Genomic DNA, 25,067 nt, shown 5'->3' on the forward strand with positions numbered 1-25,067 from the left:
CCCCGAGGTAACCATGGCAAGACCCAGAGCATTCGACCGCGACCAGGTGCTGCGCGAGGCCATCCGGGTTTTCTGCGACAAGGGTTTTGCCGCGGCCTCGACTGAAGAACTGATGCAGGCCATGGGACTGAGCCGCCAGAGCATGTACAACACCTTTGGCGACAAACGTCAGTTGTACCTGCTGGCGATGGCCGAGTATCAGCGCACCGGCGTCGACGACTTGATCGAGCGCCTGAACCAGGGCCCGACCCCGCTGCAGGCACTGCACGACACCCTGCAATCCTTCGCCACCCGCGCCCTGCGGGAAGGGACGGCGGGTTGCATGGGCGTCAATGCCATCTGCGAGTTCGGCCTGGAAGATGATGAGATCAATCAACTCACCGCCCACAGCGCCGAACGCTTGCGCAATGCATTCGAACAGACGCTGGAGCGTGCGCAGGAACAAGGCGAATTGACCGTCGGCACCGATCTCTCGGGCGCGTGTGATTTTCTGATGGCCACCCTCAGCGGCATGAAAGTCGCCAGCAAGGGCGGCGCCACCACTGAGCAGCTGGAGCGCATTGCGGGTTTTGCACTGCGGGCGCTGAGCGCAAACGCGTGATCAGCCCACTACAGGATCGGCGCGCCAAATCGGTCCAGTCGTGGCATCCAGTGGTCCAGGATCTGCGCTGACGCCAGGATATGGTGCGCATGCCCGATCAACAGCCGACGCGGCACAAACCCGATATAGCGGGAGTCATCGCTGTTATCGCGATTGTCGCCCAGCATGAAGTAACTGTCGGCAGGCACCACCACCGGGCCGAAATCGCGCAGCGCCCGTACTGTCGGCATGAACTGCACCGTGCGCTGGCTGCTGTTCGCACGCTCCGTCACCTTGATCCCCGGAACTGTTTGGCCAGGCGCGATGGGCTCGCTGATGTCCTGCCCATTACTGTAGGTGGCCGGCGTACCGTTGACCCACAACACCTCGTCGCGCATTTCCAGGGTATCGCCGGGGATACCGACAATGCGTTTGATCAAGCGCGTGCCGTCCTTGGGCGAGGAGAACGTGACGACATCTCCGCGCTGGGGGTTATCCAGTCTCGCCAGGGAAATATCGGTGAGGGGCAATTTGAGGTCGTACGCGACGCGATTGACCAGCACCACATCGCCCTCAAGCAACGTCGGGCGCATGGAACCGGACGGGATGGGATTCCAGTCAGCCAGGGAGGTGCGGAAAACCCCGAAGCACAGCCAGAAAATGATCGCGTAACGGTAGCGGATTAACCAACGGCGCATAGATCCTCGCAATACGAAAAGGCACACCGGCCTGCGCCGGGTACCCACGGTGATTTTTGGCAATGCTCGCTTATTGCATCGCAAGATTAAATTAACATTAGCGTTGCCGACCCATGACAGTCGATATTTTCAAGCACACGGAAAAGGAGTTTCACGCACCATGGATAGCAAATGTTCGGTCTTTATCGCAGCCAGCGTCGACGGCTTTATTGCCCGGCCAGACGGTGATATCGAGTGGCTTCATCGCCCTGAGTACGAAGGCGCCGAATTGAACGGCGTGACCTATGAACACTTCATCGCCACCGTGGATGCGCTAGTGATGGGCCGCAAGACCCTGGAAAAAGTGTTGTCCTTTCCGGAGTGGCCCTATGAGGGTTTTCCGGTGTTTGCGCTCTCTCATCAGCCGCTTGAGCTACCTGCACATTTGAAGGGCAAGGTTGAGGTCGTGAGCCAGGATGTGAACGCCCTCGTGGCCGAGTTAGCCGAGCGCGGGATGAAACACCTGTATATCGACGGCGGCCAGACGATTCAGCAGTTTCTTGAGGCGGGTTTGATCGACGAGATGATCATCACGCGTATTCCGGTTGTGCTGGGCCAGGGGATCCCCTTGTTCAGCCAGTTGGGTGGCGAGCATGAGCTTCGGCATATCGGCACGTATGCGTCGGATAATGGGTTTGTTCAAAGCCGGTATGAGGTCGGTGGCAAGCGCTGATGCTCATTGAGTAATTGGGTTAAATCGAGGTGTCTGTATCGCAGGCAAGCCAGCTCCCACATTAAGCAGCTATGCGCTTGATCCTGAACCGGCCTGATCTGTCCTTGAATGTGTCAACTATGTCCCCGCACAGGCGTCCGGCCCGTGGTCCGCTGCAAGCGCGGTCGCCATAGCCGCCAATACCCGAATAACGGATAGACAGGCCAAAAAAAACGCCCCGAACCAGTCGGGGCGTTTTTCATTCAGCAATCACCAATCAAGCCTGATCAGCCAACCGCCACGTCGTCCCGCCCTTCCCGTCTTCCAACACCACACCCATCGCGGTCAGTTGGTCACGGATACGGTCAGACTCCGCCCAGTCCTTGTTGGCCCGGGCAGTCAAACGTGCCTGGATCAGCGCATCAACTTCAGCGGCATCCACACGCCCTTCAGCGCCCGCCTGCAGGAAGTCATCGGCTTCCATCTGCAATACACCCAGCACGCTCGCCAGCTCTTTCAAACGTGCGGCAAGCCCCGCCGCTGCGTCGAGATCGCTCTCGCGCAGGCGGTTGATCTCGCGCACCATTTCAAACAGCACCGCGCAGGCTTCAGGCGTACCGAAGTCGTCGTTCATCACTTCGGTGAACCGCGCGACAAACGCTTCGCCGCCCGCAGGCGCCACGGAGGGCAGGCCTTTCAACGCGTGGTAGAAACGCTCCAGGGCGCCCTTGGCGTCCTTGAGGTTGTCTTCCGAGTAGTTGATCGCGCTGCGGTAATGGCTCGACACCAACAGGTAGCGCACCACTTCCGGATGGTACTTTTCCAGCACGTCGCGAATGGTGAAGAAGTTGTTCAAGGACTTGGACATCTTCTCGCCATTGATGCGAATCATGCCGCAGTGCATCCACGCGTTGGCGTAGGTCTTGCCGGTGGCCGCTTCGCTCTGGGCGATTTCGTTTTCGTGGTGCGGGAACTCAAGGTCGCTGCCGCCGCCATGAATGTCGAAGGTCTCGCCCAGGCAGCAGGTGGACATCACCGAGCATTCGATGTGCCAGCCCGGGCGCCCGGCGCCCCATGGCGACTCCCAGCTCGGCTCGCCGGGCTTGGTGCCTTTCCACAGCACGAAGTCCAGCGGGTCTTGCTTGGCTTCGTCGACTTCGATCCGCGCACCGATGCGCAGGTCTTCGATTTTCTTGCGCGACAGCTTGCCGTAGCCCATGAACTTGGCGACGCGGTAGTACACGTCGCCATTGCCCGGGGCGTAGGCGTAACCCTTGTCGATCAGGGTCTGGATCATCGCGTGCATGCCCGGGATATGGTCCGTGGCGCGCGGTTCCATGTCCGGCTTGAGGATGTTGAGGCGTGCCTCGTCCTCGTGCATCGCAGCAATCATGCGCTCGGTCAGCGCGTCGAACGACTCGCCGTTTTCGTTGGCGCGATTGATGATCTTGTCGTCGATGTCGGTGATGTTGCGCACATACGTCAGGTCATAACCGCTGAAACGCAACCAGCGGGTCACCAGGTCGAAGGCAACCATGCTGCGGCCGTGGCCGATGTGGCAGTAGTCGTACACGGTCATGCCGCACACGTACATGCGCACCTTGTTGCCATCCAGCGGCTTGAAGACTTCTTTGGTCTTGCTGAGTGTGTTGTAGATCGTTAGCACGACAGTTCCTTAAAACAGAATCACTGGCCCCACGAATCACGCAAGGTCACGGTACGGTTGAATACCGGAGCACCGGGTTTCGAGTCCTTGATATCCGCGCAGAAGTAACCTTCGCGCTCGAACTGGAAACGGTCTTCCGGCTGTGCGTCGCCAAGCGATGGCTCGGCACGACAACCCGTGAGAACTTGCAGCGAGTCAGGGTTGATGTTGTCCAGGAAACTGGCACTGTCTTCGGCCTTCTCGGGATTCGGCGAGCGGAACAGGCGATCGTACAGGCGCACTTCGCACTCGACGCTGGCCGCCGCCGGCACCCAGTGCACCACACCTTTGACCTTGCGGCCTTCCGGGTTCTTGCCCAGGGTGTCCGGGTCGTAGGAGCAACGCAGTTCGACGATGTTGCCATCGGCGTCCTTGATCGCTTCGTCGGCACGGATCACGTAGCTGCCGCGCAGGCGCACTTCGCCGTTCGGCTCCAGGCGCTTGTAGCCTTTTGGCGGCTCTTCCATGAAGTCATCGCGGTCGATGTAGATTTCACGGGCGAACGGCAGCTTGCGCACGCCGAGTTCTTCTTTCTGCGGATGACGTGGCAGTTCGAGGTTTTCGACCTGGCCTTCCGGGTAGTTGGTGATCACCACCTTCAACGGACGCAGCACGCACATGGCGCGCGGGGCGTTCGCGTCGAGGTCCTGACGGATGCTGAATTCGAGCATGCCGTAGTCGACCACGCCGTCGGAGCGGTTGGTGCCGACCATCTCGCAGAAATTGCGGATCGATGCCGGGGTGTAGCCACGGCGGCGGAAGCCCGACAGCGTCGACATGCGCGGGTCGTCCCAGCCAAACACGTGCTTTTCATCGACCAGTTGCTTGAGCTTGCGCTTGCTGGTGATGGTGTAGTTCAGGTTCAGGCGGCTGAACTCGTACTGACGCGGGTGCGCCGGTACCGGCAGGCTGTCCAGGAACCATTCGTACAGAGGACGGTGGCTTTCGAACTCCAGGGTGCAGATGGAGTGGGTGATGCCTTCGATGGCGTCCGACTGACCGTGGGTGAAGTCGTAGTTCGGGTAGATGCACCACTTGTCACCGGTCTGGTGGTGATGGGCGTGGCGGATGCGGTACATGATCGGGTCGCGCAGGTTCATGTTCGGCGAGGCCATGTCGATCTTGGCACGCAGTACACGGGCGCCGTCCGGGAACTCACCGGCGCGCATGCGGTTGAACCAGTCCAGGTTCTCTTCCACCGAACGGTCGCGGAACGGGCTGTTCTTGCCCGGCTCGGTCAGCGTGCCACGGTATTCCTTGGCTTGCTCCGGGGTCAGGTCGTCGACGTAGGCCTTGCCGGCCTTGATCAACTCGACGGCCCAGTCGAACAACTGGTCGAAATACTTGGAGGCATAGCGCACTTCACCGGACCATTCGAAGCCCAGCCACTTGATGTCGCTCTCGATGGCGTCGATGTATTCCTGGTCTTCCTTGGCCGGGTTGGTGTCGTCGAAACGCAGGTGCGTGACGCCACCGAACTCCTGGGCCAGGCCGAAGTTCACACAGATCGACTTGGCGTGGCCGATGTGCAGGTAACCGTTGGGCTCAGGCGGGAAGCGGGTGACGATCTGCGTGTGCTTGCCCGAATCCAGGTCCGCCTGGATGATCGGGCGCAGGAAATTGACCGGGACGGCAGGTCCGGCCTTGGAATTCGAGGTAGGGTCGACAGTGGGCTTGCTCATAGGATCCTTGAACAGACGAAGTACTTGGCCGGGTGAGGCCGACAAACAAAGGGCTTATCATAGCCGATGCTGTCAAGGCCCTGACAGAGCGTGGCCAAAAACTGCTGCATTTATTGCATGGGCGGTAAAAAACCACCTCGAAATTCCCGCAGGTCACGCTAAACTGCGCGCCTTGGCTGCCGTTTTTGCCAAGCAGGTAAGGCGCAAAACGCCCAAACCCACGAATTCCTTGAAAGAGTAGTGAACATGACTCAAGTCAAACTGACCACCAACCACGGTGACATCGTCATCGAGCTGAACGCCGAGAAAGCGCCGATCACCGTCGCCAACTTCATCGAGTACGTTAAAGCCGGCCACTACGAAAACACTGTTTTCCACCGTGTCATCGGCAACTTCATGGTCCAGGGCGGCGGTTTCGAACCTGGCATGAAAGAAAAGAAAGACAAGCGTCCAAGCATCCAGAACGAAGCGGACAACGGCCTTTCCAACGACAAGTACACCGTCGCCATGGCCCGTACCATGGAGCCGCATTCGGCCTCCGCGCAGTTCTTCATCAACGTCGCCGACAACACCTTCCTGAACCACAGCGGCAAGAACGTGCAGGGCTGGGGCTACGCGGTATTCGGTAAAGTCACCGAAGGCCAGGACGTTGTCGACAAGATCAAGGGTGTGCAAACCACCGGCAAGGCAGGTCACCAGGACGTTCCGGTAGAAGACGTTATCGTCGAGAAAGCCGAGATCGTTGAGTGATATTGCTGATTTCAGATTTGCATCTGGAAGAGGAGCGCCCGGACATAACCCGGGCGTTTCTGGATTTACTGAACGGCCGCGCCCGTTCCGCCCAGGCGTTGTACATTCTGGGGGACTTCTTCGAAGCCTGGATTGGCGACGATGGGATGACGCCCTTCCAGCGTTCGATTTGCCTGGCCCTGCGCGAGCTGAGCGACAGCGGCACCCAGATTTTCATCATGCATGGCAACCGGGATTTCCTGATCGGCAAGGCGTTCTGCAAAGCCGCAGGCGCAACCTTGCTCAAGGACCCGAGTGTGGTGCAACTCGCAGGCGAGCCCGTGCTGTTGATGCACGGCGACAGCCTGTGTACCCGCGACCTTGGCTATATGAAGCTGCGGCGCATCCTGCGTAACCCCATCACGCTGTTCATCCTGCGCCACCTGCCCTTGCGCACGCGGCACAAGCTGGCGCGCAAGCTGCGCAGTGAAAGCCGCGCGCAGACGCGAATGAAGACCAACGACATTGTCGATGTAACGCCCGAGGAAGTGCCGAGGGTGATGCAGCAGTTCGGCGTGCGTACGTTGGTGCATGGCCACACCCACCGCCCGGCGATTCACAAGTTGCAGATTGGCGAGCAAGCGGCCAAGCGCATTGTGCTGGGGGATTGGGACAAGCAAGGGTGGGCGTTGCAGGTGGATGAGCAAGGGTTTCAACTGGCGGCGTTTGACTTCGTCAACCCGCAGTTGGCCTTGCCCGGTGCTTGACCCAGATCGTTCCCACGCTCTGCGCGGGAATGCATCCTGTGACGCTCTGCGTCACGACCTTCAAAAGCGGACGCAGAGCGTCCAAAGCGGCATTCCCACGCAGAGCGTGGGAACGATCATGGATTGAGGCTTAGTGGCCCGAAGCCTCCGGCCCCGCCTTCGCTGCAAACGGCGGTTTCGCCAGCCATACAATCACGATCAACGCCATGAACATCCACCCCAGCAACGTGAAGTAATCCACGGTGGACATCATGTACGCCTGGCTCGTCAGTATCTGGTCCAACTGCGCATACGCCTTGTGCCCTGCCCCGCCGAGCGCCTGCAAGGCGTCCCGGGTGGCCGAGTCGTAGGTGGTCATGTTTTCGCTCATGTAGGCATGGTGCTGGTCCGCCCGGCGAATCCAGATCCAGGTGGTCAACGAGGCCGCAAAGCTGCCGCCCAGGGTCCGCAGGAAGGTCGCCAGGCCAGCGCCGTCGGCGATTTGCGCCGGCGGCAGGTCGGACATCAGGATGCTCAAGGTCGGCATGAAGAACAGCGCTACGCCGATCCCCATGAACAACTGCACCAGGGCGATGTGCGTGAAGTCCACTTCATTGGTAAACCCGGCGCGCATGAAGCAACTCAAGCCAATCGCCAGGAACGCCAGCCCGGCCAGCAGGCGCAGGTCGAACTTGTGCGCATATTTGCCCACGAACGGCGACATCAACACCGGCAGAATCCCGATCGGCGCCACCGCCAGGCCCGCCCAGGTGGCGGTGTAGCCCATCTGGGTTTGCAGCCATTGCGGCAGGATCAGGTTGATCCCGAAGAAACCCGCGTACCCGAGTACCAACACAATCGTGCCGATGCGAAAGTTGCGATAGGCGAACAGCCGCAGGTTGACCACCGGGTGCTCGTCGGTCATTTCCCAGATCACGAACACCGCCAGGGCGACAGCCGAGATCACCGCGCCGATGATGATGAAATTCGACTCGAACCAGTCCAGGTCGTTGCCCTTGTCGAGGATGATCTGCAAGGCGCCGACGCCGACGATCAGGCTGAGCAAGCCGACGTAGTCCATCGGCTGGTAGCTGGTGACCACCGGGCGTTTCTTCAGTTGCGAGCGCACCACCATCACGGCAAAGATGCCGATGGGTACGTTGATAAAGAAGATCCACGGCCAGCTGTAGCTGTCGGTAATCCAGCCGCCGAGGATCGGCCCGGCAATCGGCGCCACCACCGTGACCATCGCCAGCAACGCCAGGGCCATGCCACGCCTGGCGGGGGGATAGACCGCGATCAGCAGCGTCTGGGTCATCGGGTACAACGGGCCGGCAACCAGGCCTTGCAATACCCGAAAGCCGATCAGCTCGGGCATCGAGGTGGAAATACCGCAGAGAAACGAGGCCAGCACAAACAGGATGGTGGCCCACAGAAACAGCTTCACCTCGCCGAAGCGACGGCTCAGCCAACCGGTGAGCGGTAGCGCGATGGCGTTGCTCACGGCAAACGAGGTGATGACCCAGGTGCCCTGCTCCGAACTCACGCCGAGGTTGCCGGAAATCGTCGGCAGCGCCACGTTGGCGATGGTGGTGTCGAGCACCTGCATGAAGGTCGCCAGGGACAGGCCGATGGTGGCCATCAGCAAGCTGGGCGGCGTGAAGGAGGCGTTAGCGTTACTCATCGCGAATCCTGTGCAACATGATTGGCGCTACGGCCGCCGGGGCCGCAGCTGATGGATTGGCGAATCAGCGCTGGGCAGCCTTGGGAGCGGCGACGCTGTTGTCATGGATCAATTGGGTGATCATCGCGTCGGCTTCGGCCAACTGGCGGTCGTAAACGTTGGTGGTGAACGACGCCTTCTGCGGCGTCTGCTGGGCCAGTACCGGGCCGCTCTGGTCGTGCAGGTCGACGTCGACCACGGTGGACAGGCCCACGCGCAGCGGGTGCTTGGCCAACTCATCGGCGTTCACATGGATACGCACTGGCACCCGTTGCACGATCTTGATCCAGTTACCGGTGGCGTTCTGCGCCGGCAGCAAGGCAAACGCGCTGCCCGTGCCCGCGCCGAGGCTGTCGACGGTGCCACTGAATTTCACGTCGCTGCCGTAGATATCGGATTCGATATCCACCGGCTGGCCGATACGCATATTGCGCAGCTGGGTTTCCTTGAAGTTGGCGTCGATCCACAGTTGATCCAGCGGGATCACCGCCATCAGTGCAGTACCCGGCTGGACCCGCTGGCCCAATTGCACGGTACGCTTGGCCACATAGCCGGTCACCGGTGCGATCAGGGTGCTGCGGGCGTTGGTCAGGTAAGCCTGGCGCAACTGTGCGGCGGCAGCCTGCACGTCCGGGTGGGACGAAATCACCGTGTCATCCACCAGGGCGCTGCTGGTCTTGAACTGTTGCTGCACGTTGGCCAAGGCGTTTTGCGCCGAGGTCAGGTCGTCACGGGCGTGGGACAGTTCTTCCTGGGAAATCGCCCCGCCGGCAGCGAGGTTCTTGCGTCGGTTGTAGTTGTCCTGGGCCTTTTGCACGTTGGCTTGTTGCGCCAGCACCTGGGCTTTCATGCCATCGACGTTGCTGTACAAGCCACGCACCTGGCGCACGGTGCGGGCCAGGTTGGCCTGGGCACTTTGCAGGCCGACGGCCGCGTCGTTGGGGTCGAAGTTGATCAGCACCTGGCCTTCATGCACCAGGTCGCCGTCGTCAGCGCCGATGCTCACCACGGTGCCGGTCACCAGCGGGGTGATTTCCACCACGTTGCCATTGACGTAGGCGTCGTCGGTGCTTTCGCTGAAGCGACCATACAATTCGTACCAACCCCACACGCCCAAGGCGCCGAGGATGACGATCAGCGCCAGCACAAACAGCATGACTTTGCGTTTGCGCGGGTTGCTGGTGTTGGGTTGTTCAGCCTTGTTTGTTTCAGGAGCGTTGTTGCTGGTTTCGGCAGTGGCCATGACAAGTACCTTGAATTATTCAGTGCGCGTGGCTGGGGTGGTCGAGGCCACGTTATCGGCGTGGAAACCGCCGCCCAGGGCCTGCATCAGTTGAATCGAAAGATCGATTTGCTCGGCATTCAGGGTGGCCAACTGACGCTGGGCCTGGAGCAGTTGCTGTTCGATGCTGAGCACGTCCAGGTAATTGCCGATACCTGAGCTGTAACGCTGGACGCCGGTGTCGTAGGACTGCTGGGCAATGTCAGCGGCGTGTTGCTGGGCCTGGATCTGCCGGCCGGTCTCGCGCAATTGCGAGAGTGTGTTGCCGATATCGCCCAAGGCTTGCACCAGGGTTTTGTTGTACTGGGCCACGGCCAGGTCGTAGTCGGCGTCGCGAGCGTCGAGGTCGGCGCGCAGGCGGCCGCCGTCGAAGATCGGCAGCGAGACGGTCGGCGCAATGCTGAAGAAGCGGCTGGCCGAACCAAACATCGCATCCCCCAGCAACGACTCGGCCCCGGCGCTCGCGCTCAGGTTGAGGTTGGGGTAGAAACGGGTCTTGCTGGCCGCGATGTTCTTGCTCGCCGCCTCCACCCGCCAGCGTGCGGCGATCAGGTCCGGGCGACGGCCCACCAGCTCGGCAGGCAACACCGAAGGCACCGCAACCGCGCTCGGCTTGAGCACGTTGGGGCGTACCAGTTCGCTGCCACGGTCCGGGCCTTTGCCGAGCAACACCGCGAGGGCGATCTTGGCGCTCTGCAGTTGTTTTTCCGCATCGATCAGTTGCGACTGGGAGCTGGCTTCCAGGCTTTCGGTTTGCTGGTACTGGTACTGGCTGTCGATCCCGGAGTTCAGGCGACGCTGGCCCAGGTCGAGCATCTGCCGGGTGCGCTTGAGGTCATCATTGGCCAGGTCACGCACGATATGGGCCTGGCCCAGGTCGCTGTAGGCCTTGGCGACGTTGGCCGCCAGGGTCAGGCGCGCGGCCTGTTGGTCGACTTCGGCCGCGCGGGCCTGGCCCAGTGCGGCTTCCCAGGCGGCGCGCTGGCCACCCCACAGGTCGAAATTGTAATTGAAGCTGGCACCGATGTTACGCACGGTGGCGTAGGCATCGCCCTGGCCCAACGGGTCCTGGTCCTTGGCCAGGCGCGAACGGCTGACACCGGCGCTGGCATCCAGGGTTGGCATGCGCTCGGCGTCGGCAGCATAGGCAGCGGCTTCGGCCTGGTGGGCGCGGGCGCTGGCCACTTGCATGTCGGGGCTGTTCTGCAGGGCTTCCTGGATCAGGCCGTCGAGCTGTGGATCGCCAAGGCCTTTCCACCAGTCGGCGGTGGGCCAGGCGGCGGTGGACAGGGTCACGCCGCTGAGGGATTTGCCGGTTTGCAGGTTATTGGCTTCGAGGCGTTTGCCTTCTGTGTTCAAGCCGCTGAAATTGGCACAACCGGCCATAGTCATGGCCACCAGCACAAGGCTGAGGCCGGCACGCAAGGAGCGATTGTTCATGCACTACCTACCCGCTGGATGGTGATGGGGTCACCCGCAGCTATCAGAATTTTCTTCAGGATTTTTTCCAGGGTTTGCAATTCACCCGGCTCCAGCGCGCCCGCCAACTGGTTCAAGGCCTGGGCACCGATGTGCGGCAGCATGTCGGCCACGCGCTGGCCTTCGGCGGTCAGCACCAACTGCACCTGGCGCCGGTCCTGCTCGGAACGCTTGCGCGCCAGCAGGTCCTTTTGTTCCAGGCGGTCGAGCATGCGGGTCATGGAGCCGCTGTCCAACGACAGGTTGCGGCACAGCTCGGCCGGGGTGTCGACGCCGTACTGGGCCATGATGATCAACACCTTGAACTGCGCGGCCGTGATGCCGTGGGGTTCCATGTGGGTGTCGATGATCTTGTCTTTGAGCAGCGCAGCCCGGCCCAGCAGCAGGCCGAGGTGGCAGTTGTGGAAGTTTTCGGGGGTGAAGTGCTTCATCGTGACCAGCCTATTAACTGCCTAAGCAGTGAATGTGTGACACGATGTTACTGCCTAGGCAGCGAATGTCAAACGAATAGTTAGGTTGCTTGCTAATTAGCGGATAAATGGTGGGAGCCAGGCTCCCACCATTACCGTGGACGGATCAGAAATCGCGCTTGTAGAAAATATCCAGGGAGCTGGCCACGCCGCTGGCCACTTCCAGGTACACCTTCTTGCTCAGCAAATAGCGCAAGGCGATGGTGTTGGCCGGCTCGAACACCCCCACGCCATAACGCAGGCTGAGCTTCTCGGAGATCTTGCCGCTGGCCACCACGGCGGTGTTGTTGCCACTGCCCTGGGTGTCCAGCTCAAAGTCCTGGATGCCCAGGTTCTTGGCGATGTCCGACGTGACCCCGGCACTGCCCATCAACCCAAGACCCAGCGCCGCTTCGGCCAGCATGTTGTTGTCCTCACCGTTGGTGGTGCGCGAACGCCCCAACACCAGGTACGACAATGCATCCTCTTGGGCCATGGCCGGCTCCGAGAAAATTTGCGTAGTCGGCTGCTCGGCACTGCCGCTCAGACGAATACCGGCGGTGACGGTCCGGGACGGCTCGGTGGTGATCCGCACCGCTTCGATATCCAGGAACGGCTGGTCAATCGGCCCGGCAAACAACAATCGCGCGCGGCGCACAGTCAGGCGTTGGCCGTAGGCCCGGTAGCGGCCGTCGTTGAGCCACAGTTCACCACGGGTGTCCATGTTGTCGCCGATGTGCACATGGCCTTGCAGGTTGGCGGTAAGGCCAAACCCGGCGAAGCTCAGCTTGTCCTTGCCTACCTCCACATCGATGTCCATCGCCATGGCCATCGGCGGCTTGCCCTCTTCGGTCTGGCTGCCGACGATCACCGTGTCATCCGAGACCTTGACCGTCGATGGGGGCAATTCCCGCACGGTGATCTCGCCCTTGGGAATCTGCACCTTGCCGGAGATCGCCAGCTTGTCGTTCTTCATGCTGATCTTCAGGTCGGGCGCCACCTCCAGGGCCGCGTACGGTTCCACGGTGACCGGCAGTTGCGTGCCTTGCAGCGCGATATCCACCGCCAGGGCCTGGCCCCAGTCGATCTGCCCCTTGATAGTGCCCTGCCCGGCCTTGCCGCTGCGCCAGCCGCCATTGAGCTGCACGCTTTCGCCGGCAATCAACGCCTGGATATTCAGGCCTTCAATGCTGGTGGGCAGTTCCGGGCCGGAGATTTCACCCCCCACCAGGTTGATGCTGCCGTTGACCTGAGGCGCCAGCAGGCTGCCGCCAATTCGCCCGTTACCGTTGAGCTTGCCGTTGAGCTTCTCGACCATGGGTACAAAGGGGCGGGCCACCGCGAGGTCGAGGCCGGTCAGGGTGAAGTTGCCGGTGATCGGCTTGTTCTTTGCCAGCGGATTGAGCTGCGCCTGCAACAGCAACTCGCCGAGCTTGCCGCCACGGAAATTGAGCTGGGTGTCGATGCGCGTGGGGTTGAGGGTGGTTTCCAGCTTCAGCGTGTCGTAGGGGAAATCCAGCCACTGGTCCTTGTCCTTGACCCGCAGGGTACCGCCGCTGGCGTCCACCGAGACCACGCCTTTGGGGCCGCTGGCCGGCAGGTCGAGCTGCACGTCGGCATTGAGCTTGCCCTGCCAGGCGAAATCCTTGGGCAACCACTGCGCCAGGCTGTCGATTGGGAACTGCTTGAGGTGATAACGCAGCTTCGGCTCGGGCATCAGGCGCTGGTCTTCGCCGCACAGGCTCGCCGGGCCGGAGACCCAGCAGTGCGCCGCAAAGGTCAGCTTGCCATCGGCCAGGCGCTCGATCTTCGCCGGCGCTTGCAGCTTCCAGTCCTGGCCACCGGCTTGCACATCGCCGCTGGCCAGGCGCCCGCGCCAGTTGCCTTTGTCGAGGTTGCCGTCCAGGGCCAGGGCCAGCTTGAGCAACGGGCCGGCCAGGTCGAGCTGGACTTTCTGGCTTTTGATATCGCCCTGGGCGCTGGCACTGAAGGTGCCGAGCTGGGTTTCACCGGCCTGGATGCCACTGCCTTTCAGGTCGACTTTGGCGCGCTGGGCATTATCCAGGTTCGCGTCCAGGGTCAGGTTTTGCAGGCGGTTATCTTCAAACGCCAGTTGCTGGCCAACCAGGTTGAGCTTGCCTTGCGGCGCTTTCAGGGTGCCGGCGACGTCGAGGCGACCATTCATCTGCCCGCGCAGTTGCGGCCAGAGCTGGGCGAGGCGCGTCAGCTTGATGTCGATCTGCCCGGCAAGGCGCTGTTGCAGGCTGCCGCTGCCATAGATGCGGTTGTCGCCGAGGCGAATGTCCAGGGTGCCGAGGGTCCATTGCTCGCCTGCGCCTTCGGCCTTGGCCTGGAGCACGGCAGGTTGGCCACGCAGACGGCCCTTGAGGTCGAGGTCGGCATTGAGCTTGAGTTGCTCGTTCTTCATTTCGCCCTTGCTGCGCAAAGGGCCCGCGAGGGTGCCGGGCAACTCCGCGACCCAATACGCCGGGTTGATCGCCGACAGGTCCAGCGCCGTGTCCCAGGCGATGCCATCGGCAAATTGCAGGTTCAGGTGGCCTTCGGCCTTGCCCTGACCAGCCGCGAGTTTCAACTCGGGGAGGAACACTTGCTTGAGGTCGCCACTGAACGGGCTGGCCAGGCTGAACTTGCCCGCAGGGCCGTCGAGGTCGGCCTTGAAGTTGCCCAGATAGTTGCCGTCCTTGTAGGAAACTTCACCATTGAAGGTACGCAAGGCCACCTGGGGTTCGTCGATCACGGGGTACAGGCGATGCCACGGGAAATCCAGCCAGTCGATTTTCGCGTCGGCGCTGAAGCCTTGCTGCCAGTCCAGGTTGGCACTGAGCTTGAGGCTTTGCTTGTCACCGGCATTCAAATCCAGCCCGGCGATCTGCGCGCCCTTGGCGTCGACCTTGCCTTGCAGCAGCAGGTCCACCGGGCCTTTTTCCGCGGGCAGTACGGCTTTGCCCAGCAACTGGTAACCGTTGCTCAGGTCGCCCTTGGCGGTCAGGTCCAGCTGATTGAGTTGCAGGGTATCGGGCAAATCGGCGCTGGGTTTGAAGCCGTCGGCGGTGATGCGCAGTTGCGCCGGCAGGTTTTCCACCAGCGGTTGCAGTTCGCCGCTGAGCTTGGCCGGCAGGTAGCCGCTGCTGTCGGCGTCGAGCTTGAGGGTCTTGAGCAAATCGCCATCGACCTTCAGCGCCAGTGTCCAGGGCGCGCCGCCCGGGGCGTAAGGCAGGCTCAGGTTGCCGCTGGCGGCCAGCGGCCAGTTGCCGGTGGGTTGCAGCAGGCCGGACAGGTCAAGGACCAAACCGTCCCGTTGCAGGTGCACCGAATCGATCTGCATCCCGGCGGCAGTCCAGTGCGCCGCCAGCTGCAGGCCCTGGAGCTCTTCGCTGCCATTGAACAGCAGGCTGCCAACGCGGATGTCACCCAACTGAAGGGCGACCGGCAGTTTCAGGTCCGGCAGGGTAATCGGGCCGCTGCTTTCTTCGGTGCCGGGTGGAAATTGCAGGCTCACCTGCTCCACATCCAGTTGGTTGATGCACAAGGTCATGCGCATCAAACAGGCCGGCGACCAGTCGAACTTTGGCGACTGAAGCTCCACGCGGCTGCTGTCCTGCTGCCATAACAGATGGTCGGCACTCCACTGCCCGCCCAGGCGACCCTGGAAATTCTCCACGGTCAAACCCGGCACCTGGCCCAGCACCCACCGGCTGCCGGCTTGGGTACCCAGCACCGTCCACAGTGCCAGCACTATCACCGCGAGGACCGCCAGAATGGCCAGCCCCGCTATTTTCAAACCACGCATCACAGCTCAGGCCCCATGGAAAAGTGCAAACGAATGCCGCCCGGATCTTCGAGGGCATGGGCCAGGTCGAGGCGGATCGGGCCAACCGGCGACACCCAGCGCACACCCACACCCACGCCGGTTTTCAGGCTCGGCATTTCCAGGGTGTTGAACGAGTTGCCTTGGTCGATAAAGGTCGCGATCCGCCATTTTTCGGCGATGGAATATTGATACTCGGCGCTCAGGGCCACCATGTAGCGACCACCGATGCGGTCGCCGCGATCATTTTCCGGGGACAGGGTCTGGTACTCGTAACCCCGCACGCTCTGGTCGCCACCGGCAAAAAAGCGCAACGACGGTGGCACGGATTTGTAGCCGTTGGTGGCACTGCCACCAAACTGCGCCCTCGCCAGGAAGCGGTGGTTGTCCCACAGGGTGGTCAAGCCCTTGATGGTCGCCGTGCCGTAAAGCAGGTTGGTGTCGGAACCCAGGCCTTCCTTGGCGACCTTGGCGTCGAACAGCAGGCGATAGCCATTGTGCGGGTCGATGCGGTTGTCGCTGCGCAGGTAGGAATAACTGATGCCCGGCATCAGCAGCGTACTCAGGCCCGAGTCGTTGCCCAGGCGATATTCTTCGCGCTGCCATTTGAGCGAGATCACCCGCGTCCAGCCGCTGGGCAACTTGCTGTGCCACTCGGGGCCGAGGGTGAGCAGTTTACTCAGGGTGTCGGTGTTGGCGATTTCTTCATTCTGGTAACCGCCGGCAAAGCGAAGTTTGTCGGTCAGTGGCGGGTCCATGGGAATGTCGTACCACAACCCGACGTTCTGCCGAGGCGCGGAAAGCTCGGCTTCCCAGCCATAACTGTGGCCCTGGGGGTTGACCCAGTGGCGCGTCCAGTTGGCCTTGCCCCGCGGGCCGACGTCGGTCGAGTAACCGAGGCCCAGGCCCATGGTGCGCGGCTTGCGGGTTTCAAGTTGCACGGCCACCGGGATCACGTCATTGGTCGAGGCCGCCGGAGCGGCGTCCACGCGCACGCCTTCGAAAAAGCCGCTGGATTGCAGGTTCTGGTTGAGTTCGGCGATCAGTTCGGAGTCGTAAGGCGCGCCGCTCTTGAACGGCACCATGCGTTGCAGCAGGTCTTCATCAAACGGCGTATCGCCGGCAAAGCTGACCTTGCCCAAGGTGTAGCGTGGGCCACTGTCATAAATCAGTTCGATATCGGCCACACCCGCCTTGGGGTCGACCGAGAGTTTCTGACTGGTAAAGCGCCCGCTGAAAAAGCCGTAGCGTGACGCCTGGTTCTGGATGACGCGCTTGGCGTCTTCGTAGTTGCCGTGGTTGAGCACGGCGCCGGATTTGAGTTGGTCGCTGGCGGGCACGCGAAAGGCCTTGAGGTCGGCGGCCTGGCCGTCGACCCGAATGGTCACATTGCGCAAATGCACCGGTTCGCCGGGGTCGATGGTGAGGATCAGGCGCGGGTTCTTGCCGCCCTTCACATCGCTGGCAATCTGCGGTTGGTAGTAGCCCAGCGCCTGGGCGGCCTTGCGGGCCTGCTCCTCGGCGCCACGGCTGAACCGCAGCAGGGCTTCTTCGTCACGATCGCCGACCCCGCCGATATAGCCTTCGATGTTGGCTTTCAACGCGTCGTTTGAAGGCTTGATGCGCACATCCAATTCGCTTTGCGCCAAGGCGCTGCAGCTCGTGAACAGCAGAATCAAGCCGCTGGTAAATCTTCCTGGAAACTTCATAGGCCGGGATGCTACACGAGCTTGGGAGCGAGTTAGAACCCGGATTTGTCTGAATAATTCTGTCTTAAACCGTTGCAGCCTGTAACACCTGCGGATTTGCGTGAAAGAACACGTGTTCCAGTACCGGTCCTACAGCGACCTCGCCGATCTCTTCATAGCCCTGGCGCTTATAGAATTCCAGATAGCGAGAATTCCCCGTGTCCAGCACCACGCCCGAGGAATGCGGGTCTTCGGCGCACCAGTTGTGCACCGCTTCCAGCAGTTGCTCACCGTAGTGCTTGCCCTGGAATTGCGGGTGAATCCCCAGCAACGGCAGCACATGCACCGAATCCGAGGGCAGGCACGCCAGCACTGCCTGATGGTATTCCAGGTAACGCCGGGTACCGCGCACACCGGTACTCAGCCACATGCGCAACTGCCAGGCCCAGCTTTCGGTGATGCCCAGGCGGCGGGTCGGTGGCGCGATCAGGGCGATGCCGATCAGCCGGTCGTTGACCAACAGGCCAATCGCCGGGAGTTTCTGGAAGAAGTGCTGCTTGACCAGCTCACGCACCGTGGCGCGCACCCGCTGTTCGTAGCCGGGACGTTCGGCTTCGAAGATGTAGGCGAACGTCGGCTCATGGCGATAGGCCTGGTACAACAGCGAACGGGCTTCGCGGGAGTAGCCGCTGTCGAGCATGTGGATCTGGGCGATGGCAGTCGAGGTGTCAGGCATAACAGTGAATCTCCCCTGGGCGCTGACTCAAAAGGTCGCGCTCTTGTTATTACGAACGTCTGCGGCACTGTTTCGTTCAGTGTAGCCACCGGACGCCGTTTCGTAGCCCAACGCAGCCTTGTGCCTCGGCAGCTGCTACAAGGCTGGCTCCCGTCCTACATTGTCGGCTAGCATCGCCCTTTTGCCAGACTGGACCGCCGACCATGAAAATCGTGTCTTTCAATATCAACGGGCTGCGCGCCCGCCCTCATCAGCTGGCGGCACTGATCGAGAAACACCAGCCGGACGTGATCGGCCTGCAGGAAACCAAGGTCCACGACGACCAGTTCCCGCTGGATGAGATCAAGGCCCTCGGCTATCACGTGTATTACCACGGGCAGAAAGGCCACTATGGTGTTGCCCTGCTCTCACGCCAGGAACCGCTGGCGCTGCACAAAGGCTTTGCCAGTGACGAAGAAGACGCCCAGCGCCGGTTTATCTGGGGCACCTTCGCCGACGCCAACGGCAACCCGATTACCATCATGAACGGCTATTTCCCACAGGGCGAAAGCCGCGACCACCCCACCAAGTTCCCGGCCAAACAGCGCTTCTACGAGGACCTGCAAACCCTCCTGGAGTCGCAGTTCAGCAATGACCAGGCCGTGGTGGTGATGGGGGATGTGAATATTTCCCCGGAAGACTGCGACATCGGCATCGGTGCCGACAACGCCAAGCGCTGGCTGAAGACCGGCAAGTGCAGCTTCCTGCCGGAAGAACGCGAGTGGATGGCCCGCCTGAAGAACTGGGGCCTGGTGGACAGCTTCCGCCACCTCAACCCGGATGTGGCAGACCGCTTCAGCTGGTTCGATTACCGCAGCCGTGGTTTTGAAGACGAGCCAAAGCGCGGGCTGCGAATCGACGTGATCCTGGCTTCCCAAGGCTTGTTGCCCCGGGTGAAGGATGCCGGTGTGGACTACGACCTGCGCGGCATGGAAAAACCCTCCGATCATGCACCGATATGGCTGGAATTGAGCTGATTTCTTAACAGCAGCGCCGTTAAATGTGGGAGCGGGCTTGCTCGCGAATACGGTGTGTCAGTCACCGGATACGTCGACTGACACACCGTATTCGCGAGCAAGCCCGCTCCCACACTTTTTGACGGCGTGATGCCGGTCATATTGCTGAAACCTCTCTGACTTAATCTCGCGGCACTCCCTTTGGCTTGAGAAGGTGCCGGCATGATGCTGCGCGTTCTATCCCTGCTGGCCCTGCTCAGCGCATTTCCCCTCGCCGCTTTTTCCACCCCTCTGCCCTTCCCCGAACATGGCCCGGCCTTGCGCATCCAGGGTTCCAATACCATCGGCGCGGCACTTGGCCCGGCGCTGGTCAAGGGGCTGATGGAGCAACAGGGGTTGCAAGCGGTGCACAGCGAGCCATCTGACCAGGCCAACGAACAGCACATCGTCGGCAAGACTCGCCAGGGCCAGAAGGTGACGGTGGAAGTGGCGGCCCATGGTTCCAGCACCGGGTTCGCAGCCCTGAAAAACGCCAACGCCGACCTCGCGGCGTCTTCCCGGCCGATCAAGGACAGCGAACTGGTGGACCTCGAAGCCCTCGGCGACCTGAAAAGCCCCGACGCCGAACAGGTCATCGCCATTGACGGGCTGGCGATCATCCTCAACCCACGCAACCCGCTGGGGACGTTGAATACCGCGCAACTGGCGCAGATCTTCAGCGGCGAAGTCTCGACCTGGGAACAACTGGGCGGCATCGGTGGCCAGATTCACCTGTACGCGCGGGATGATCAATCCGGCACCTATGACACCTTCAAGGAACTGGTGCTCAGCCGGCGCGGCAAGTCGTTGGATGGCAGCGCCAAGCGCTTCGAATCCAGCGAGCAGTTGTCGGATGCTGTCAGCCATGACCCCCAGGGCATCGGTTTTATCGGATTGCCCTATGTGCGCCAGGCCAAGGCGGTGGCCATCGTCGATGGCGACTCGCAGCCGATGTTGCCGCTGAACAGCTTGATCGCCACCGAGGACTACCCACTGTCACGCCGGTTGTTCTTCTACCTGCCACCTGTTGCACAAAACCCCTGGGCCAAGGCCCTGGTGGACTTTGCACAAAGCAGCAAGGGCCAGGCGATCGTCGCCGCCAACGGTTTTATCGCACAGCAGGTGCAGGCCATGGCGGTGGAACCACGGGCGCCGATGCCCGGGGATTACCAGGCGATTGCCCGACAAGCGCAGCGCCTGACGGTGAATTTCCGGTTTGAGGAAGGCAGTGCCAGCCTCGACAACAAGGCGCGCCAGGACCTGATGCGGGTAGTGGCTTATATAAAGAGCCACGGCAAGCTGGATAAGCAGGTGACGCTGGTGGGGTTTGGGGATGCCAAGAGTGATGCGCAACGGGCGGCGCTATTGTCGAAGTTGCGGGCGATGGCGGTGCGCCGGGAACTGGTTAAAAGCGGCGTGGTGCTGAGGGACATTCAGGGGTTCGGTGCCGAGATGCCGGTGGCGGCAAATACGGCGGATGAGGGACGGATCAAGAACCGGCGGGTGGAGGTCTGGGTGTATTGAGGACGCGGAGCGTCCGGGGCAGCATTCCCACGCAGAGCGTGGAAACGATCAACTGGCCTCATCGCGGCAAGCCCGGCTCCCACAGTTGGCTGCATTCCCCTGTGGGAGCTGGCTTGCCTGCGATGAAGACACCTCGGTTTTACTGCCCGCTGCGCATCATTTCCCGCGGCACATACTTGCCGATCTCGAACTTGCCGATTGCTGCGCGGTGCACTTCGTCCGGGCCATCGGCCAGGCGCAGGGTGCGCTGCATGGCGTACATATAGGCCAGCGGGAAGTCATTGGATACGCCGGCGCCACCGTGGATCTGGATGGCGCGATCGATCACCCTCAACGCCACGTTCGGCGCCACCACCTTGATCTGGGCGATTTCGCTTTTCGCGACCTTGTTGCCCACGGTGTCCATCATGTAGGCAGCTTTCAGGGTCAGCAGGCGCGCCATGTCGATTTCCATCCGCGAGTCGGCGATCTTGTCGATATTGCCACCCAGGCGGGCCAGCGGCTTGCCGAAGGCAGTACGGCTGACGGAACGCTTGCACATCAGTTCCAGCGCGCGCTCGGCCATGCCGATGGAACGCATGCAGTGGTGAATACGGCCCGGACCAAGGCGCCCCTGGGCAATTTCAAAGCCCCGGCCTTCGCCCAGCAGGACGTTTTCGTACGGCACGCGGACGTTTTCAAACAACACTTCGGCGTGGCCATGGGGTGCGTCGTCGTAGCCGAACACCGGCAGCGGGCGCACGATCTTCACACCGGGCGCATCCACTGGTACCAGGATCATCGAGTGCTGCTGGTGACGCGGCGCATCCGGGTTGCTCAGGCCCATGAAGATCAGGATCTTGCAGCGCGGGTCACAGGCGCCGGAGGTCCACCATTTTTTACCGTTGATCACCCACTCGTCGCCGTCGCGTTCTGCACGGGCGGCCATGTTGGTGGCGTCGGAGGAAGCCACGTCCGGCTCGGTCATGGCAAATGCCGAGCGGATTTCGCCGCGCAGCAGCGGTTCGAGCCAGCGCTGTTTTTGCTCTTCGTTGGCGTAGCGCACCAGCACTTCCATGTTGCCGGTATCCGGTGCCGAGCAGTTGAACGGCTCCGGCCCCAGCAAGGAGCGGCCCATGATTTCGGCCAGGGGTGCGTATTCCAGGTTGGTGAGGCCGGCGCCCAATTCGGATTCCGGCAGGAACAGATTCCACAGGCCTTCGGCTTTAGCCTTGAGCTTCAACTCTTCCATGATGGCGGTGGGCTGCCAGCGGTCACCTTCGGCAACCTGGCGTTCGAACACAGGCTCGGCCGGATAAACGTAGGCGTCCATGAACGCGGTGACGCGTTCACGCAGTTCCTGAACCTTGGGCGAATAGGCGAAATCCATGGGCAGCACCTTCTCAATGGAGGTTGTTGAGGTCATGAATCGATGCTAGAACAGCGCTGATAATTTACCTAGCCTATTCTCGGCGTGTATTAACATTCATCACCGATATATGATCGGCGTATGGACACCTAACAATAAGAGCGCAGCGAAATGAATCTGAGCAAGGTCGACCTCAACCTCTTCATCGTCTTTGACGCGATCTACACCGAAGCCAACCTGACCCGCGCCGGGCAGATTGTCGGGATTACCCAACCTGCGGTGTCGAACGCTCTGGCCCGCCTGCGGGAGACCTTCAACGACCCGCTGTTCGTGCGCACAGCCCAAGGCATGGTGCCCACACCCATGGCCCAGAACATCATTGGCCCGGTGCGTAATGCGCTGTCGCTGCTGCGGGTGTCGGTACAGGAAAGCCGGATCTTCAACCCGCAACAGGCGGCCAAGACCTACCGCATCAGCATGACCGACCTCACCGAAGCGGTGATTCTGCCGCCGCTGTTCCAGCGCCTGCGCCGCCTGGCACCGACGGTGGTAATCGAGAGCTTCCTGTCCAAGCGCCGGGAAACCACCAAGGAACTGGCGGCCGGTCGCCTGGACTTTGCCGTGGATGCGCCGCTCAACACCGACCCGCAAGTGCGCCACGTCAAGCTCATGGAAGACCGCTACGTGTGCGCCATGCGCAAGGGCCATCCGATGGCGGGCAAGGACAAACTGACGCTGGATGACTACCTGTCGCTGACCCACATTCATATCTCCAGCCGGCGCAACGGCCTGGGCCATGTCGACCTGGCGCTGGGCAAGATGGGCCTGCAACGCAAGATCGCCCTGCGCTCCCAGCACTACCTGATGGCCTCGCAGGTGCTGCAACAGACCGACATGGTAATGACCGTTCCGGAGCGCTTTGCACGGCGCCATGAACTGCACTGGTTCAACCTGCCGGTGAATGATGTGCCGATGGTGGAAACCCATCTGTACTGGCATGAAAGCACCGACCAGGATCCGGCCAACCGCTGGATGCGCGAGCAGATGATCGAGTTGTGCCAGCAGGTGACGGCCCATGAGAAGAAGCTGGACAAACTGTAGGAGCGAGCTTGACGTTAACGTCAACCAGCCATTAGCTTAACGCTCAAGACACTCCTTGAGCGCCCTCATGAGCACGACCTACAGCATCTCCGACCTCGCCCGCGAGCTCGACATCACCACCCGCGCCATTCGCTTCTATGAAGAACAAGGCCTGCTGTCCCCGGAACGCCGGGGCCAGGAGCGCATTTATTCGCCCCGCGACAAGGTCAGCCTGAAGCTGATCCTGCGGGGCAAGCGCATCGGTTTTTCCCTGGCCGAGTGCCGGGAACTGATCGAACTCTACGACCCTACCAGCGGCAACCAGAAACAGCTGCACAGCATGCTGGCGAAAATCGCCGAGCGCCGCGAGCAGCTGGAACAACAGTTGCTCGACATCGAACAGATGAAGCTCGAACTGGACACCGCCGAAGAGCGTTGCACCCAGGCGCTGGAACAGACCATTCAGGGCCAGGTTGGCCATTCATAAAAGGTAGCTGCCATGTCCCTCCCCTCTCATGTGCGCCTGGTGGAAGTGGGCCCCCGCGACGGCCTGCAGAATGAAGCGCAACCCATCAGCGTCGCCGACAAGGTGCAATTGGTGGACGCCCTGAGTGCCGCCGGCCTGGGTTACATCGAAGTCGGCAGTTTTGTGTCGCCCAAATGGGTACCGCAGATGGCCGGGTCGGCCGAGGTGTTTGCGCAGATCCAGCGCAAGCCGGGCGTGACCTATGGCGCGCTGGCGCCAAACCTGCGGGGTTTTGAAGATGCACTGGCGGCGGGCGTAAAAGAAGTGGCCGTATTTGCGGCGGCTTCCGAGGCGTTTTCCCAGCGCAATATCAACTGCTCCATCAGCGAAAGCCTGGAACGCTTCGTGCCGATCATGGACGCGGCCAGGCAGCACGGTGTGAGTGTGCGGGGTTATGTGTCGTGTGTGTTGGGTTGCCCTTATGAAGGTCAGGTCGCGCCGGAACAGGTCGCGGCAGTCGCTCGCGAGCTGTTCGCCATGGGCTGCTATGAGGTGTCCCTGGGCGACACGATTGGCACCGGCACTGCAGGCGCAACACGCCGGATGTTCGAGGTGGTCGGCGCGCAGGTGCCACGGGACAAGCTGGCCGGGCACTTCCATGACACCTATGGCCAGGCCATCGCCAATATCTACGCCAGCCTTGAGGAAGGTATCCAGGTGTTCGACAGCTCTATTGCGGGCCTCGGCGGGTGCCCCTATGCCAAAGGGGCCAGCGGTAACGTTGCCACTGAAGATGTGTTGTACCTGCTCAATGGCTTGGGCATCGAGACGGGTATCGACATGGACAAGCTGATTCTGGCGGGTCAGCAGATTTGTACGGTACTCGGCCGCCCCACCGGTTCGCGCGTGGCGAAGGCTCGCAGCGCCGGTTGAGTAGTGCGCTTGTGACGATGTGTTACCTCGCGGCTACACACCGGGTAACACGGGAACATATTTTGTCGCATTTCCTGAAGGAAATTTCTCACCAAAAAATCAAGGCATTGATTTTAAAGGACTTTATAAAGTTGGCACGGCTTCTGCTATCTCTATTGCATAACAAGAATAAAAAGCACCAAACCTAATAAAAATAAGACGTAACGACTCTGACATAACAAAAACAACACGGCAGAGACGCAGCTAACAGATTTTTTTGGAGAAGATGTGCTTCGCAGGGTACGGCTTGCCGAAACCCGCAACCGGATAGAGAAGAACAAAAAACTACCTCAAGGTAGCTACCCACTGGTTGGATCGCGTGCGAAGAAGCAGATCAGCGCTCAAAAAAATACGTTTGCTCTTGACCCCGGATGGGGGTCGCCAAAAACAGCGGTAAAGGGCCACGGTTGCCAAAAACAACAATAGACCGCCCCTCAATAATAAAAAAAGAGCACGCAACGACAAATTAAAGGGGACCTTCGGGTCCCCTTTGTGCTTTCTCGGGGAAGGTGATTTGCGTGTATATCCGTTTTTTGGGTGATGGCTGAGATTGGTTCCGCTCTTACAGCGGCTCACTTTTGAACAGCGCAAAAGTAAGCAAAACGCTCTTGCCCCACCACTCGGCA

General features: G+C 61.1%; 20 protein-coding genes. 9 read left to right on the top strand and 11 right to left on the bottom strand.

Annotation, left to right across the window (positions count from 1 at the left end):
• Window positions 1-13 precede the first annotated feature (13 nt).
• On the top strand, window positions 14-601 hold the full coding sequence (locus tag AC3WKX_RS25285) for a TetR/AcrR family transcriptional regulator (protein WP_102369509.1): 588 nt from the start codon (window positions 14-16) through the stop codon (window positions 599-601).
• Between the two features lie 8 nt (window positions 602-609).
• On the opposite strand, the gene lepB is transcribed toward AC3WKX_RS25285, so the two are convergent.
• Complete coding sequence (lepB, locus tag AC3WKX_RS25290; RefSeq protein ID WP_003211763.1) at window positions 610-1,278, bottom strand: signal peptidase I; 669 nt, start codon at window positions 1,276-1,278, stop codon at window positions 610-612.
• 160 nt (window positions 1,279-1,438) lie between these two features.
• Between lepB and AC3WKX_RS25295 the strand changes: the two genes are divergently transcribed.
• Window positions 1,439-1,990 carry a dihydrofolate reductase family protein gene (locus AC3WKX_RS25295; RefSeq protein ID WP_102605514.1) on the top strand — a complete coding sequence of 184 codons (552 nt, stop codon included), beginning with the start codon at window positions 1,439-1,441 and terminating at the stop codon, window positions 1,988-1,990.
• Between the two features lie 256 nt (window positions 1,991-2,246).
• Here AC3WKX_RS25295 and cysS read toward each other — a convergent pair whose 3' ends face one another.
• Both cysS and AC3WKX_RS25305 read right to left on the bottom strand, forming a co-directional pair.
• Complete coding sequence (cysS, locus tag AC3WKX_RS25300; protein ID WP_008432427.1) at window positions 2,247-3,635, bottom strand: cysteine--tRNA ligase; 1,389 nt, start codon at window positions 3,633-3,635, stop codon at window positions 2,247-2,249.
• Window positions 3,636-3,655: 20 nt separating this feature from the next.
• On the bottom strand, window positions 3,656-5,356 hold the full coding sequence (locus AC3WKX_RS25305) for a glutamine--tRNA ligase/YqeY domain fusion protein (protein WP_008432425.1): 1,701 nt from the start codon (window positions 5,354-5,356) through the stop codon (window positions 3,656-3,658).
• A gap of 246 nt (window positions 5,357-5,602) precedes the next feature.
• On the opposite strand from AC3WKX_RS25305, the gene AC3WKX_RS25310 reads away from it, so the two are divergent.
• Both AC3WKX_RS25310 and lpxH read left to right on the top strand, forming a co-directional pair.
• Window positions 5,603-6,106: a peptidylprolyl isomerase gene (locus AC3WKX_RS25310; RefSeq protein WP_003211783.1), complete on the top strand. Its 504-nt coding sequence runs from the start codon at window positions 5,603-5,605 to the stop codon at window positions 6,104-6,106.
• Window positions 6,103-6,852 carry a UDP-2,3-diacylglucosamine diphosphatase gene (gene lpxH / locus AC3WKX_RS25315; protein WP_102605513.1) on the top strand — a complete coding sequence of 250 codons (750 nt, stop codon included), beginning with the start codon at window positions 6,103-6,105 and terminating at the stop codon, window positions 6,850-6,852. Before AC3WKX_RS25310 ends, lpxH begins: the two co-directional genes overlap by 4 nt.
• A gap of 130 nt (window positions 6,853-6,982) precedes the next feature.
• Here lpxH and AC3WKX_RS25320 read toward each other — a convergent pair whose 3' ends face one another.
• The 7 genes from AC3WKX_RS25320 to AC3WKX_RS25350 form a co-directional block, all read right to left on the bottom strand.
• Window positions 6,983-8,515: a DHA2 family efflux MFS transporter permease subunit gene (locus AC3WKX_RS25320; protein ID WP_003211786.1), complete on the bottom strand. Its 1,533-nt coding sequence runs from the start codon at window positions 8,513-8,515 to the stop codon at window positions 6,983-6,985.
• Between the two features lie 64 nt (window positions 8,516-8,579).
• Entirely contained in the window at window positions 8,580-9,797 is a 1,218-nt protein-coding gene (locus tag AC3WKX_RS25325) for an HlyD family secretion protein (protein ID WP_102605512.1), read from the bottom strand.
• 15 nt (window positions 9,798-9,812) lie between these two features.
• Window positions 9,813-11,276, bottom strand: a complete 1,464-nt coding sequence (locus AC3WKX_RS25330) for an efflux transporter outer membrane subunit (RefSeq protein WP_102605511.1) — start codon at window positions 11,274-11,276, stop codon at window positions 9,813-9,815.
• The gene (locus AC3WKX_RS25335; protein ID WP_003211792.1) at window positions 11,273-11,746 is read right to left on the bottom strand and encodes a MarR family winged helix-turn-helix transcriptional regulator; all 474 of its coding nucleotides are present in this window, start codon (window positions 11,744-11,746) and stop codon (window positions 11,273-11,275) included. Before AC3WKX_RS25335 ends, AC3WKX_RS25330 begins: the two co-directional genes overlap by 4 nt.
• Before the next feature lie 145 nt (window positions 11,747-11,891).
• Window positions 11,892-15,575, bottom strand: coding sequence for a translocation/assembly module TamB domain-containing protein (locus AC3WKX_RS25340; protein WP_102605510.1), 3,684 nt, complete (start codon window positions 15,573-15,575; stop codon window positions 11,892-11,894).
• Entirely contained in the window at window positions 15,575-17,302 is a 1,728-nt protein-coding gene (locus tag AC3WKX_RS25345; RefSeq protein WP_102605509.1) for an autotransporter assembly complex protein TamA, read from the bottom strand. Before AC3WKX_RS25345 ends, AC3WKX_RS25340 begins: the two co-directional genes overlap by 1 nt.
• A gap of 64 nt (window positions 17,303-17,366) precedes the next feature.
• Window positions 17,367-18,017 carry a GNAT family N-acetyltransferase gene (locus tag AC3WKX_RS25350; protein WP_003211798.1) on the bottom strand — a complete coding sequence of 217 codons (651 nt, stop codon included), beginning with the start codon at window positions 18,015-18,017 and terminating at the stop codon, window positions 17,367-17,369.
• Window positions 18,018-18,220: 203 nt separating this feature from the next.
• Here AC3WKX_RS25350 and xthA point away from each other — a divergent pair, with 203 nt between their 5' ends.
• Both xthA and AC3WKX_RS25360 read left to right on the top strand, forming a co-directional pair.
• Window positions 18,221-19,033, top strand: a complete 813-nt coding sequence (gene xthA, locus AC3WKX_RS25355) for an exodeoxyribonuclease III (RefSeq protein ID WP_003211800.1) — start codon at window positions 18,221-18,223, stop codon at window positions 19,031-19,033.
• Window positions 19,034-19,234: 201 nt separating this feature from the next.
• Window positions 19,235-20,575 (top strand): substrate-binding domain-containing protein, encoded by a 1,341-nt coding sequence (locus AC3WKX_RS25360; RefSeq protein WP_102605508.1) that lies wholly within the window; start codon window positions 19,235-19,237, stop codon window positions 20,573-20,575.
• Between the two features lie 139 nt (window positions 20,576-20,714).
• On the opposite strand, the gene AC3WKX_RS25365 is transcribed toward AC3WKX_RS25360, so the two are convergent.
• On the bottom strand, window positions 20,715-21,944 hold the full coding sequence (locus AC3WKX_RS25365) for an acyl-CoA dehydrogenase (protein WP_003211803.1): 1,230 nt from the start codon (window positions 21,942-21,944) through the stop codon (window positions 20,715-20,717).
• Window positions 21,945-22,094: 150 nt separating this feature from the next.
• Between AC3WKX_RS25365 and AC3WKX_RS25370 the strand changes: the two genes are divergently transcribed.
• The 3 genes from AC3WKX_RS25370 to AC3WKX_RS25380 all read left to right on the top strand — a co-directional run bounded on the left by AC3WKX_RS25370 (window position 22,095) and on the right by AC3WKX_RS25380 (window position 24,402).
• Complete coding sequence (locus AC3WKX_RS25370) at window positions 22,095-23,024, top strand: LysR family transcriptional regulator (protein WP_003211805.1); 930 nt, start codon at window positions 22,095-22,097, stop codon at window positions 23,022-23,024.
• A gap of 67 nt (window positions 23,025-23,091) precedes the next feature.
• The gene (locus AC3WKX_RS25375; protein WP_003211806.1) at window positions 23,092-23,490 is read left to right on the top strand and encodes a MerR family transcriptional regulator; all 399 of its coding nucleotides are present in this window, start codon (window positions 23,092-23,094) and stop codon (window positions 23,488-23,490) included.
• A gap of 12 nt (window positions 23,491-23,502) precedes the next feature.
• Window positions 23,503-24,402 carry a hydroxymethylglutaryl-CoA lyase gene (locus AC3WKX_RS25380; protein WP_003211808.1) on the top strand — a complete coding sequence of 300 codons (900 nt, stop codon included), beginning with the start codon at window positions 23,503-23,505 and terminating at the stop codon, window positions 24,400-24,402.
• Window positions 24,403-25,067 lie beyond the last annotated feature (665 nt).

It is taken from the genome of Pseudomonas sp. GP01-A4 (genome assembly GCF_058780865.1).